The following is a 13,863-nucleotide window of genomic DNA, read 5'->3' on the forward strand; positions in this document are numbered from 1 at the left end:
CTTATCCAAAAGAGGAACGCAATTATATAATCAAGGTTCAACAAACCCTCTTTAAAAGGCTCTATGTGTTTTCCCTCCACTTTCTATATGCTTCCGTAAATAATAATATCTATGAAGTTCCATAATGAAATGAAACAAAATAAGCGAAAGCATTGAGTATACACACATTAATACAATTGCCACCATCTGTTGTGTTGCAAAACCAAGACTGATGTTAGCAATAAGTTGCCCTAATCCTACAAAAGCAACTGCTCCTATGCCCCCCATTCCTTTCGATGATTTTGACTTTTTTCTTGGTTCCTGAAGTTTTTTAATATGATTTTTATAATAATGATACAAAGCAAAACTATATAAACCAAATGAAAAAATAAAATAAATTGGCGTTTGTAATTCTAACATTTCATATGCAAATTTTTGAGCTATAACCAATAATCCTACTGAACATACGATACCAAATACTCCTCGAAATAGAGTGTATTGTAATTGCCGTTTCCGAGGATTGATAATAATCCATATCGCCCATAAGTTCAAAAAGATAATCGGAGGAGCCACTATATATACATACAATAATCGAAAAGGATTCGCAAAAGCAGGCGCAAGAACAAATATGTCTGCTATCCCAATAACAAGAGTAATAATGGTCGATCTTATATCCTGTGCAGCATAAACAGCCATATAGTATTCAAAAGCTTTCTTATTAAAATCTATATTTTTTTGCATGTTAATTAAACCACCCCGCTACTGTTGACCAAGCTTTTTTCGCACCCGTTTTCACCATCATACCTTCAAGTAAAGTACAATTATTTTGAAATTTATTCATCTTTACAAATTAATGCAATTCATCAGTAAATGCTATTTAAATCTACTCTAATTTTATTACAAAACAACTCTTTTTTATAATATTCAGAATAAAAATTGACAGATCTCTCAAAATAAACTTTCGGATATTTCCTCACTTCAATAACCTCTTAAACAATTTCTCTCTTAATAAAATCTGAATATTCATTTAAATAAAAATATTTTTGTTCTAAATCCGATAAAAATTCATGTTACCTACTCATTTTTATTCCTTTTAAACGAGTTGAACGACCTAGAGAGGATACATCTTGAATTTTCAGCCATGTTTTATAATTTATACCGATACCTGAACCACGACCTTCTTTTATCCACTTTTCAATTTCAGGTGTTCTTTTTCTTTTAGACATAAAAACACCCCTTTAGATAATCATATCTAAAGGGGTGAAGCATCACAACTTTTTTTAAAACATCGCGACTTTATTTCAAATCCACAACTATATTTACTAACCTACTAATCTCCTACTCAACCGTAACAGACTTAGCTAAGTTACGTGGCTTATCAACGTCACACTCACGGTGAAGTGCTGCGTAGTATGAGATAAGTTGTAATGGAATAACTGCTACTAACGGTGCTAGTGCTTCATGTACAGCTGGTAATACGAAGCTGTCACCTTCCATTTCTAAGCCTTTCATTGAGATGATACATGGGTTAGCTCCTCGTGCTACTACTTCTTTCACGTTACCACGAATTCCAAGGTTTACGTGCTCTTGTGTAGCAAGTGCGATAACTGGTGTACCATTTTCGATTAAGGCGATTGTACCGTGTTTTAATTCTCCTCCAGCAAATCCTTCTGCTTGGATGTAAGAGATTTCTTTTAGTTTTAACGCGCCTTCTAATCCTACGTAGAAGTCTACGCTACGTCCGATGAAGAAACAGTTACGAGTTGTTGCTAAAAATTGTTTTGCTAAAGCGTCCATTTCTTCTTTTTGATCACAAAGTTGTACCATTGCATTTGCTACAAGTCCTAGTTCGTGTGTTAAGTCAAAACCAAGAACTTCACCTTTTGCTTTAGCAATATCTGCAGCTAAAATTGAAAGTACTGCAAGCTGTGCTGTGTAAGCTTTCGTTGATGCAACGGCGATTTCTGGTCCCGCGTATAACGGAAGTGTATAATCTGCTTCACGAGAAAGTGTAGAACCAGGTACGTTTGTAATTGTTAATGCTTTATGACCCATTTCATTTGTTTGTACAAGTACTGCACGGCTATCAGCTGTTTCACCACTTTGTGAAATGTAAATGAAGAATGGTCTTTCTGTTAATAATGGCATGTTATAAGAGAATTCACTTGCTACATGCACTTCAACTGGCATTTTTGCAAACTTCTCGATAAATTGTTTTCCAACAAGACCTGCATGATAACTTGTTCCACATGCAATGATGTAAATACGATCGCTATCTAAAATCGCATTGCGGATGTCTTGATCTAATTCAATCTCGCCATTTTCATCTTGGTACTTTTGAATTATATTACGGATAACAAGTGGTTGCTCATCGATTTCTTTAAGCATGAAATGAGGGTATGTTCCTTTTTCAATATCACTTGCGTCTAATTCCGCTGTAAACGGTGCACGTTCAATCGTTTCACCTTGTAAGTTTTTAATTGTAATACTTTCTTTCGTTACAATTACAATTTCTTTATCCATTAATTCAATAAATTGATCTGTAACTTGTAACATCGCCATAGCGTCGCTCGCCACAACATTAAAGTTGTCACCAACACCTACTAATAGCGGGCTTTTGTTTTTAGCAACATAAATCATGTTTGGATTTTCAGCATCAAGTAATCCGATTGCATAAGAGCCATGTAAAAGAGATAGCGTATTACGGAACGCTTCTTCTACACTTAGTCCTGTGCTCACTTGTTGTTCCATAAGCTGTACGATAACCTCTGTATCCGTTTCACTTACGAACGTTACATCTTGTAAATATTCCTTCTTCACTAACTCATAGTTTTCAATTACACCGTTATGAACTAGTGTAAAACGCTTTGATGTACTTTGATGCGGATGCGCGTTTACTTTGCTCGGAACACCATGTGTAGCCCAGCGTGTGTGACCGATCCCCACGCTTGTTGCTACGTTCTCATCTACGATTTCGCGAAGTTTTGCAATACGGCCTTTTTCTTTGTATACAACAACACCGTTCTCTGCTTGTACTGCAATACCTGCTGAATCATATCCACGATATTCTAGCTTTTCTAAACCTTTTAATAAAATTTCCTTTGCATCTTGCTCTCCAATAAATCCTACGATTCCACACATGTTTAGTCGCCGTTACAAATGCTTACACTGCTCTGCGAACATGTAACGACATAGTCCGATACCATTTTTATTTATACTAAAAAACGGATTACATATTGCTAGCCCTGTAAGCTTGTAACGGCTTTCACCTTCCTCTCGATTGGGTTTAAGTCCGTATATACTTATACAGCTAGTTTGTATCCGTTCCTTTTCTCTCATCACACTTTCACCTTTGTCCACTAAGTCACCTTAATGATTTAAGTAAAAGCTTGCGGTTGTGATGAACAACCGGGAGCCATCCGCCGAAATCTCGATAAACCCCACCTCGTCAACTACACTACTTGTAGTTCTGGCGCTTCTATAATTTACAATATTTCCTTTGAGAAAAAGAACAAGACCATCTTATAACAAACATGGATAAACCGTCAATGAAAATTTTTTCACCATCTATAAAACATATGAAAAAGGAGCACTTATTGTGCTCCTTTTCAATAAATTTATTAAATTATTCAGCGCCAACTTCCGCTTTCACAACTTCTACAATGCGATGTACATATGCATCACAAACTTCTTGTGTTGGTGCTTCTGCCATTACACGAATAAGTGGTTCTGTTCCAGATGGACGAACAAGAATGCGGCCATCACCATTCATTTCTTCCTCTACAACACGAATAATTTCTTTAATTTTTTCGTTTTCTAGTGCTAGTTTTTTATCTGTCACACGAACGTTTACTAGTAATTGCGGGAATTTTGTCATTTCTCCTGCAAGCTCAGATAATGGTTTTTTCGTCATTTTCATAATGTTTACAAGTTGAAGTGCACTTAACATTCCATCACCAGTTGTAATGTAATCAAGTAAGATAATATGGCCTGATTGTTCTCCACCTAAGTTGTAACCTCCGCGCTTCATTTCTTCCATTACGTAGCGGTCACCAACTGCTGTTTTATCACTTGTAATACCGTTAGCTTCAAGTGCTTTGTAGAAACCTAAGTTACTCATAACTGTTGAAACAACTGTATTATGCTTTAGTTGACCAGTTTCTTTCATGTACTTTGCACAAATAAACATAATTTGATCGCCATCAACAATGTTTCCTTTTTCATCTACAGCGATTAAACGGTCACCATCACCATCGAAAGCAAGACCAATATCAGCACCTTTTTCTTTTACTAATTCAGCTAATACTTCTGGATGCGTAGAACCTACTCCATCGTTAATGTTCATACCGTTTGGTGAAGTTCCCATTGTTGAAATATCAGCTTCTAAATCAGCAAATAAGTACGGAGCTAAAGAAGACGTAGCACCATGCGCACAATCTAAAGCGATATGTAAACCTGAGAAATCTTCCTCTACAGTTTGTTTAATGTATTGTAAATACTTTTGTCCACCTTCAAAATAATCACTCACTTGCCCAAGGTTCGTACCTGTTGGACGTGGTAATTCATCCACTTCTTTGTCTAATAAAGCTTCAATTTCTGCTTCTTGCTCATCTGTTAATTTAAAACCGTCTGAACCGAAGAATTTAATTCCGTTATCTTGTACTGGATTATGAGATGCAGAAATCATAACACCAGCTTGTGCATCTAACGCTTTCGTTAAATAAGCAACACCTGGTGTAGAAATAACACCAAGACGCATTACTTCTGCTCCAGTTGATAATAGACCTGCTACTAAAGCTCCTTCTAACATATGTCCTGATATACGTGTATCACGGCCGATAATTACTTTTGGACGGTCTGTATCTTTTGTTAATACATAACCACCAAAACGTCCAATTTTGAACGCTAATTCAGGTGTTAACTCCTGATTCGCAACCCCGCGTACTCCATCTGTACCAAAATATTTACCCATTATGATTCGCTCCTTTTTCTGGCTCTTTTTGATTATCTACTGTTGGCTCTTGGCTAGTTTCTTTATCTTTATTTTGTTCCGATTCCTTCTCCTTTTCCTTTTCCTTTTCTGGATCAGGCTTAGGTTCAGGTTCAGGATTTTTTGGTTTTTCAGTTTGATTATCTTTATTATTATTTGAATTTGGTTGCTCACCGTTACCCTGTACTTCTTTATCGGGATTTTCTTTCTTCACAATTGTAACTTTAGCACTTTTTTGTTTTGGCTCTATTGAAATATTACCAGGGCCACTCACTTGAATAGCAACATCCTTCGTCCCAGGAGACACATTTTGTAGATTAATCACTGCTGTTATTTGAGCAGCTGTTATTTTATCTACTATACTTGTTTCTCCTGAAATATCAACGCTTATCTTCCCATCTTGCGGCGAAAGTAACTGGGCCGTAACGTCTTTAGAAAGTCCATTTTTTTGAATTGATATACCATCAATCGTTCTTGTTTTCGTTTGTTTTGTTTTTTGTACACCTACTGAAACCTTTACTTGATTTGGCTTCGCACTTGTTACACCCTTTGGTAATAAAACAGAGGTATCGAATGTTGTAGACTCTGTCAATTGACTAAGATCTACTTCGACCCCCTCTATCGATTGTATATTATCCAATATATCTTTTGGACCTGCTATCGTTACTTCTCTCGGCTCAACACTAATATTTGTAACGGCCAATCCTTCCGGTAAACTCCCCTTTTTCGCATATGTTATAGGAACAGTTTTTTCAGTATTATTGGCCGTAGCTTGCGTCGCCACATTCAACGTTACACTAATTTTAGATGGACTTGTTCTTACATTTAAACGTTTGCCTTCTTTATTGTATAATGTAACTTCGGCTGTTTTTGTAACAGTTTTATTAACACCTTTTAAATCAACATACGCCTTAGCAGATGAAATACTTTCAATTTCTTCTTTCGTCCCAACTACCTCAACCGTATCAGGTTTAATGTTTGATTTTTCGAGAGTAGCACCAGCTGGCATTTGATCCTCATTTGATAATTTCAAGTCTACATGAACATATTTTCTCGCTTTTTCATGAAGAGTAATTTTAATTGTTGATGGCTGAACTGTTCCTTTCACATCATCTGGAAGTCCATTCGTTTTCAAAGAAACTTCATACGTTCCTTTTTCGCTGCCTCTCAAATCAACTGGTATATCAAATTGTTTTTTCGCTTTTGCCGTAGCAACTGCTGCTTTTGGACCCTCTAACTTCACCTTAACGCCCTCTGCCGGAATACCACTTACAATATATTTCTCTTCATCATACTTAACGTTAATAGCATAATTAGTTAATGTTTCTTTCGCATCATTTGCAAAAGGTAGTATCCCCGATGTCGTATTTTTTTCAGTTAAAGTCGCTGACATAAAAAGCATACACGCCAATAGTAATGAGATCCCCTTTAAAAACCAATGATTCTCCATTAACTTATCCATGACGCTTTCTCCTCCAATTCCATAAAGACGAAGAAGTCGTTTTTTCGTTCGCACTAAATTCAGCTAACAACATATCTTTCAGTTGTTCTGTCTTCAAATCACGATGCAACTTACCATTTTTCGTTAAAGAAATTTGGCCTGTTTCTTCCGACACAACTACTGTAATACTATCAGTAACTTCACTAACTCCCATTGCAGCGCGATGCCTAGTTCCTAACTCTTTAGAAATAAATGGACTTTCCGATAACGGAAGATAGCAAGCTGCTGCTTTAATGGTACTTCCTTGCATAATTACTGCTCCATCGTGAAGAGGTGTGTTTGGAATGAAAATATTAATGAGTAATTCCGATGATACGTTTGCATTTAGCGGAATACCCGTTTCTACATAATCACCCATACCGGTCTCTTTTGACAAGGTAATTAATGCACCAATTCTACGTTTTCCCATATATTCCGTTGCTTTCGCTATCGCTGTTGCAACCATTTCAGGCTCATCATCCTCGTGAGTTCCAGTACGCGAAAATAAACTCCCGCGTCCTAGCTGCTCAAGCGCTCTTCGCAATTCTGGCTGGAAAATAATAATAACGGCTAAAAATCCCCACGTTAATACTTGTTCAGTTAGCCAATATAGCGTTCGCAATTCAAGGAAAATACTGATCATCCGAACGACAATAATAACTGTAATCCCTTTTAAAAGTTGAACAGCTTTCGTCCCTCGGATTATGAGAATTAGCTTATATATAATAAACCATACAACGGCAATATCTAATGCCGTACTAAGATATTTCAAAATGGTCGTATCTTCAAAAGGCATGCTAACCCTTCCTCCTACTTACGAGCAATTCTATCCATATATTGAAATATTGTTTTATGCTCTATCTGTATGTATTTCCAACAACTAGTTAATTATACCATACATGAAACAAACGACAATTACAAACAACCCCCTTTAGTCTAAATTGGTAAGATGTCAAACATTCTTATCGTACAGTATAATATAAATCATTATTATACGCCTATTTTCAAATAAAAAAAGCAACTTCTCAGTTGCTTTTCTTACATTTATTTTAGTTTTTCACCGAATAAAGAACCCATTAAAGCAACCGCTGTTGTTGCCGTTCTATTTCGCTCATCTAAAATCGTATTTACCTCAACAAACTCGGCAGATGTAACAATATCAGCTTCCGCTAACATCTCCATTGCTAAATGACTTTCACGATAAGATAAGCCACCAATTACAGGTGTTCCAACTCCTGGTGCATCATGAGGATCAAGACCATCTAAATCTAATGATAAATGCACACCATCAGTATGAGATAAATACGCGATTGTTTCTTCCATAACAGCCGTCATACCCATACGATCAATCTCGTGCATTGAAAATACTTTAATACCTTCATTTCGAATAAAGTCTTTTTCTCCTTCATCTAATGCACGTGCACCGATAATTACAACATTCTCTTTTTTCACCTTTGGATATGCCCCGTATAAATCTACAAGCGTGGGATGTCCATACCCTAAACTTGCTGCAAGTGACATACCGTGAATATTTCCAGATGGTGAAGTTTCTTCTGTATTTAAATCACCATGTGCATCATACCAAATAACACCTAGGTTTTTATAATGTTTCGCAACACCAGCTAATGTACCGATAGCGATACTATGATCGCCACCTAATACAAGTGGAAAACGCCCTTCTTCTATAATATGATCCACCTTACTTGCTAATTCGTTACATACAGTTGCAACTTGTGTAAGGTTTCTTAAGCTTGTATTTACCTCTACTTCTTTTTCTCTCTCTATACATATATCTCCCATATCTTTAACGTCATATCCAATTTCTTCAATTCTTTCAATTACACCTGCATAACGGATTGCGCTCGGTCCCATATCAACGCCACGACGCATCTGCCCTAAATCCATTGGAACTCCAATAACTGAAATTTCTTTTTTCATAGATAGTATCCCCCTTCTGTGCCTTCACTAAATATTTTAAATCTTTTATATAGTCTGACTCAACTCGACATTTTTCTGTATGGATATACAAATTATTCACTTATATCCACCTAAAAATCCAAATGTTAAGACTATTCTATGTATAAAGTTAACTTAATGAAACAACTACCATCATTATTATTAGATAATAATAAAAAACACTCCCGCATTTAGAAGTGTTTTTCTGATGCTATTTTCCACACTGCTGCAATATTCTTTGCTGTCATTTCGATATTCTCTTCTGCTACTTTATATGCCTCCTCTAATGTCATCGGACTTGTTGTAATACTAAATACTGCGTCAATTCCTTTTTCATGAACAGCCGAGTAATTCGGAGATACTGATCCCCCAATCGCAATGACAGGAATATGAAGACGCTTTGCACGCTCCGCAACACCTACTGGTGCCTTTCCATATGCTGTTTGTTCATCTATTCTCCCTTCGCCAGTTATAATTAAATCTGCACCTTCTATATGCTTATCAAAATTTGTATAATCTAATACAATTTCAATTCCTCTCCGCAAGCCTCCCTTTAGCACTGCAATAACAGCTGCTCCCATACCTCCTGCAGCTCCTGCACCAGGTATTTTAGATACGTCGCAAAATAGGTATTGTTTAAGGATATGCGCATAATGCTTTAAATTCTCATCCAGCTCTTTCATCATCTCTTCATCCGCACCCTTTTGTCGTCCAAATACGAAAGATGCTCCTTTTATTCCAACTAACGGATTATCTACATCACATGCTGCTTCTATCTTTATATGCTTTAAGCGTGAATCCATTTGTGAAAAATCAATAGAGACAATCGAATGTAACGTTCCACCAGACGGCTCTATTACTTCTCCTTTTCTATTTATAAACCTGACTCCTAAAGCTGACAACATACCCGCTCCTCCATCATTTGTAGCACTTCCCCCAAGTCCTAAAATGATATGCTCAGCTCCTTCGTCTAGCGCATGTAGTATAAGTTCTCCTGTTCCTTTCGTCGTCGTAATAAGTGGGTTTCGCTTTTTAGCCGGAACGTGTTGTAAACCTGATGCTGCTGCCATTTCAATAAACGCTGTCTTTTTATCTTTAGACATACCGTAAAAGGCTTGTACGCTCTCTCTAAGCGGTCCTGTCACATGAAATGATATAATCCTCCCGCTTGTAGCATCAACAAGGGAATCGACCGTTCCTTCCCCTCCATCTCCAATTGGTATTTTTACGTACTCTGCTTTAGGAAAAATTGCTCCAAAACCTCTTTCAATAGCTTCACATACTTCTATAGCTGTTAAGCTTTCTTTATATGAATCAGATGCAATAACAACTTTCATAATTATCCCCCACCCTTTATTTTCACGTTTTCTCCATTTTAAATGACAAGTATGAAAGTTGTCTTTTTAAACACAAAAAAAGCTTACATCATATGATGTAAGCTTTCTCTATTAGATGGAGCCTAGCGGGATCGAACCGCTGACCTCCTGCGTGCAAGGCAGGCGCTCTCCCAGCTGAGCTAAGGCCCCTTAGTAATTAAGCGGAAGACGGGATTCGAACCCGCGACCCCAACCTTGGCAAGGTTGTATTCTACCACTGAACTACTTCCGCGAAAATGGTGAGCCATGAAGGACTCGAACCTTCGACCCTCTGATTAAAAGTCAGATGCTCTACCAACTGAGCTAATGGCTCGTAAATGGCTGGGCTAGCTGGATTCGAACCAGCGCATGACGGAGTCAAAGTCCGTTGCCTTACCGCTTGGCTATAGCCCATTAATATTTACTAGTATGGTTATCTTTTCAAAAAAATAAACCCTCTCAGGTTATTTTAAAGAAAATGGTGGAGGGGGGCAGATTCGAACTGCCGAACCCGAAGGAGCGGATTTACAGTCCGCCGCGTTTAGCCACTTCGCTACCCCTCCGACATTTAAAATATATATGGTGGAGGATGACGGGATCGAACCGCCGACCCCCTGCTTGTAAGGCAGGTGCTCTCCCAGCTGAGCTAATCCTCCAAAAGTGGTGACCCGTACGGGATTCGAACCCGTGTTACCGCCGTGAAAGGGCGGTGTCTTAACCACTTGACCAACGGGCCAAAAAAGTTTTAAACCTATTCCCAAGCTTCCAACCGGGCTTGAACCGGTGACCTCTTCCTTACCATGGAAGTGCTCTACCAGCTGAGCTATGGAAGCATAATGGCTCCGCAGGTAGGACTCGAACCTACGACCGATCGGTTAACAGCCGATAGCTCTACCACTGAGCTACTGCGGAATAATATTAGCCTGGCAACGTCCTACTCTCACAGGGACAAGGTCCCAACTACCATCGGCGCTAGAGAGCTTAACTTCCGTGTTCGGTATGGGAACGGGTGTGACCTCTCTGCCATCATTACCAGACTTTTATCATTATAAACATTTCTTTCGAAATGTCAAGAAGAAAATTATATATTCCTTCAAAACTAGATAACATTTGCTACATATTATATGGTTAAGTCCTCGATCTATTAGTATTCGTCAGCTCCACATGTCACCATGCTTCCACCTCGAACCTATCAACCTGATCATCTTTCAGGGATCTTACTAGCTTACGCTATGGGAAATCTCATCTTGAGGGGGGCTTCATGCTTAGATGCTTTCAGCACTTATCCCTTCCGCACATAGCTACCCAGCTATGCCCTTGGCAGAACAACTGGTACACCAGCGGTGCGTCCATCCCGGTCCTCTCGTACTAAGGACAGCTCCTCTCAAATTTCCTACGCCCACGACGGATAGGGACCGAACTGTCTCACGACGTTCTGAACCCAGCTCGCGTACCGCTTTAATGGGCGAACAGCCCAACCCTTGGGACCGACTACAGCCCCAGGATGCGATGAGCCGACATCGAGGTGCCAAACCTCCCCGTCGATGTGGACTCTTGGGGGAGATAAGCCTGTTATCCCCGGGGTAGCTTTTATCCGTTGAGCGATGGCCCTTCCATGCGGAACCACCGGATCACTAAGCCCGACTTTCGTCCCTGCTCGACTTGTAGGTCTCGCAGTCAAGCTCCCTTATGCCTTTGCACTCTACGAATGATTTCCAACCATTCTGAGGGAACCTTTGGGCGCCTCCGTTACACTTTAGGAGGCGACCGCCCCAGTCAAACTGCCCACCTGACACTGTCTCCCGGGTCGATAAGACCCGTAGGTTAGAATTTCAATACAGTCAGGGCGGTATCCCACCAGCGCCTCCACCGAAGCTAGCGCTCCGGTTTCAAAGGCTCCCGCCTATCCTGTACAAACTGTACCAAAATTCAATATCAGGCTACAGTAAAGCTCCACGGGGTCTTTCCGTCCTGTCGCGGGTAACCTGCATCTTCACAGGTACTATAATTTCACCGAGTCTCTGGTTGAGACAGTGCCCAAATCGTTACACCTTTCGTGCGGGTCGGAACTTACCCGACAAGGAATTTCGCTACCTTAGGACCGTTATAGTTACGGCCGCCGTTTACTGGGGCTTCAGTTCAGAGCTTCGCTTACGCTAACCCCTCTCCTTAACCTTCCAGCACCGGGCAGGTGTCACCCCCTATACTTCGCCTTACGGCTTCGCAGAGAGCTGTGTTTTTGCTAAACAGTCGCTTGGGCCTATTCACTGCGGCTTTCCGTTAAGAAAGCACCCCTTCTCCCGAAGTTACGGGGTCATTTTGCCGAGTTCCTTAACCAGAGTTCTCTCGCACACCTTAGGATTCTCTCCTCGCCTACCTGTGTCGGTTTGCGGTACAGGCACCTTTTATCTCGCTAGAAGCTTTTCTTGGCAGCGGGGAATCAAAGACTTCGCTCCATAAGGAGCTTCCCCATCACAGCTCAGCCTTTACGATAAGCGGATTTGCCTACTTATCAGCCTAACTGCTTGGACGTGCACAACCAATCGCACGCTTCTTCTATCCTTCTGCGTCCCTCCATTGCTCAAACGATAAAGAGGTGGTACAGGAATATCAACCTGTTGTCCATCGCCTACGCCTGTCGGCCTCGGCTTAGGTCCTGACTAACCCTGAGCGGACGAGCCTTCCTCAGGAAACCTTAGGCATTCGGTGGACGGGATTCTCACCCGTCTTTCGCTACTCATACCGGCATTCTCACTTCTAAGCACTCCACCAGTCCTTCCGGTCTGACTTCACTGTCCTTAGAACGCTCCCCTACCACTGATACCATTCGGTATCAATCCGCAGCTTCGGTGGTGTATTTAGCCCCGGTACATTTTCGGCGCAGAGTCACTCGACTAGTGAGCTATTACGCACTCTTTAAATGGTGGCTGCTTCTAAGCCAACATCCTAGTTGTCTAAGCAACTCCACATCCTTTTCCACTTAATACACACTTTGGGACCTTAGCTGGCGGTCTGGGCTGTTTCCCTTTTGACTACGGATCTTATCACTCGCAGTCTGACTCCTAAGGATAAGTCATTGGCATTCGGAGTTTGACTGAATTCGGTAATCCGATGAGGACCCCTAGTCCAATCAGTGCTCTACCTCCAAGACTCTTACACTTAAGGCTAGCCCTAAAGCTATTTCGGGGAGAACCAGCTATCTCCAGGTTCGATTGGAATTTCTCCGCTACCCACACCTCATCCCCGCACTTTTCAACGTGCGTGGGTTCGGGCCTCCATTCAGTGTTACCTGAACTTCACCCTGGACATGGGTAGATCACCTGGTTTCGGGTCTACGACCACGTACTAAACGCCCTATTCAGACTCGCTTTCGCTGCGGCTCCGCCTCTTCAGCTTAACCTCGCACGGGATCGTAACTCGCCGGTTCATTCTACAAAAGGCACGCCATCACCCGTTAACGGGCTCTGACTATTTGTAGGCACACGGTTTCAGGATCTCTTTCACTCCCCTTCCGGGGTGCTTTTCACCTTTCCCTCACGGTACTGGTTCACTATCGATCACTAGGGAGTATTTAGCCTTGGGAGATGGTCCTCCCAGATTCCGACGGAATTTCACGTGTTCCGCCGTACTCAGGATACATTCAAGAGAGAACGAAGTTTCGACTACGGGGTTGTTACCCTCTACGACGGACCTTTCCAGGTCGCTTCGTCTACCTCGTTCCTTTGTAACTCCGTATAGAATGTCCTACAACCCCAAGAGGCAAGCCTCTTGGTTTGGGCTATGTTCCGTTTCGCTCGCCGCTACTCAGGAAATCGCATTTGCTTTCTCTTCCTCCAGGTACTTAGATGTTTCAGTTCCCTGGGTCTGTCTTCCTTACCCTATGTATTCAGATAAGGATACCATACCATTACGTATGGTGGGTTTCCCCATTCGGAAATCTTCGGATCAAAGCTTACTTACAGCTCCCCGAAGCATATCGGCGTTAGTCCCGTCCTTCATCGACTCCTAGTGTCAAGGCATCCACCGTGCGCCCTTTCTAACTTAACCAAACTAAAAATTAAAAAATATGAGCTACACTGTTATCTAGTTTTCAAAGAACATAC

At 40.7% G+C, this 13,863-nt stretch carries 8 protein-coding genes, 9 tRNA genes, 2 rRNA genes and 1 pseudogene; all 20 read right to left on the reverse strand.

What is annotated here, in order from left to right; all coding sequences use genetic code 11:
* Positions 1-51: 51 nt before the first annotated feature.
* Positions 52-720, reverse strand: coding sequence for a hypothetical protein (locus tag MR070_RS22155; protein ID WP_001171286.1), 669 nt, complete (start codon positions 718-720; stop codon positions 52-54).
* A 266-nt stretch (positions 721-986) separates the two neighbouring features.
* Positions 987-1,205, reverse strand: a pseudogene (locus MR070_RS22160) (transposase); the annotation flags it as partial.
* Positions 1,206-1,317: 112 nt separating this feature from the next.
* Positions 1,318-3,120, reverse strand: a complete 1,803-nt coding sequence (gene glmS / locus MR070_RS22165; protein WP_000334168.1) for a glutamine--fructose-6-phosphate transaminase (isomerizing) — start codon at positions 3,118-3,120, stop codon at positions 1,318-1,320.
* A 12-nt stretch (positions 3,121-3,132) separates the two neighbouring features.
* On the reverse strand, positions 3,133-3,318 hold the full coding sequence (locus tag MR070_RS22170) for a hypothetical protein (RefSeq protein ID WP_001208183.1): 186 nt from the start codon (positions 3,316-3,318) through the stop codon (positions 3,133-3,135).
* A gap of 286 nt (positions 3,319-3,604) precedes the next feature.
* Entirely contained in the window at positions 3,605-4,951 is a 1,347-nt protein-coding gene (glmM, locus tag MR070_RS22175) for a phosphoglucosamine mutase (protein ID WP_000521482.1), read from the reverse strand.
* Positions 4,944-6,431, reverse strand: coding sequence for a CdaR family protein (locus tag MR070_RS22180; protein WP_000359578.1), 1,488 nt, complete (start codon positions 6,429-6,431; stop codon positions 4,944-4,946). Before MR070_RS22180 ends, glmM begins: the two co-directional genes overlap by 8 nt.
* A complete protein-coding gene (cdaA, locus tag MR070_RS22185) occupies positions 6,424-7,245 on the reverse strand; it encodes a diadenylate cyclase CdaA (RefSeq protein ID WP_001115700.1) in 822 nt (273 codons plus the stop codon). The genes MR070_RS22180 and cdaA overlap by 8 nt, the downstream gene beginning before the upstream one ends.
* A 248-nt stretch (positions 7,246-7,493) precedes the next feature.
* On the reverse strand, positions 7,494-8,387 hold the full coding sequence (rocF, locus tag MR070_RS22190) for an arginase (protein ID WP_044790560.1): 894 nt from the start codon (positions 8,385-8,387) through the stop codon (positions 7,494-7,496).
* Between the two features lie 209 nt (positions 8,388-8,596).
* The gene (locus MR070_RS22195; RefSeq protein ID WP_044790559.1) at positions 8,597-9,742 is read right to left on the reverse strand and encodes a glycerate kinase; all 1,146 of its coding nucleotides are present in this window, start codon (positions 9,740-9,742) and stop codon (positions 8,597-8,599) included.
* 116 nt (positions 9,743-9,858) lie between these two features.
* A tRNA-Ala gene (locus MR070_RS22200) sits at positions 9,859-9,931 on the reverse strand.
* Positions 9,932-9,941: 10 nt separating this feature from the next.
* Positions 9,942-10,013, reverse strand: a tRNA-Gly gene (locus MR070_RS22205).
* 5 nt (positions 10,014-10,018) lie between these two features.
* Positions 10,019-10,094, reverse strand: a tRNA-Lys gene (locus tag MR070_RS22210).
* A gap of 5 nt (positions 10,095-10,099) precedes the next feature.
* Positions 10,100-10,174, reverse strand: a tRNA-Gln gene (locus MR070_RS22215).
* Between the two features lie 65 nt (positions 10,175-10,239).
* Positions 10,240-10,323 (reverse strand) — tRNA-Tyr (locus MR070_RS22220).
* Positions 10,324-10,340: 17 nt separating this feature from the next.
* Positions 10,341-10,416, reverse strand: a tRNA-Val gene (locus MR070_RS22225).
* Between the two features lie 5 nt (positions 10,417-10,421).
* Positions 10,422-10,496: transfer RNA gene (locus tag MR070_RS22230), tRNA-Glu, on the reverse strand.
* Between the two features lie 24 nt (positions 10,497-10,520).
* Positions 10,521-10,593, reverse strand: a tRNA-Thr gene (locus MR070_RS22235).
* A gap of 4 nt (positions 10,594-10,597) precedes the next feature.
* Positions 10,598-10,672: transfer RNA gene (locus MR070_RS22240), tRNA-Asn, on the reverse strand.
* A 9-nt stretch (positions 10,673-10,681) separates the two neighbouring features.
* Positions 10,682-10,797: ribosomal RNA gene (gene rrf, locus MR070_RS22245) — 5S ribosomal RNA — on the reverse strand.
* Between the two features lie 87 nt (positions 10,798-10,884).
* Positions 10,885-13,807 (reverse strand): 23S ribosomal RNA (locus MR070_RS22250).
* Between the last annotated feature and the right edge of the window lie 56 nt (positions 13,808-13,863).

Source organism: Bacillus cereus group sp. BfR-BA-01453 (assembly GCF_022662915.1).
Classification (GTDB): domain Bacteria; phylum Bacillota; class Bacilli; order Bacillales; family Bacillaceae_G; genus Bacillus_A; species Bacillus_A paranthracis.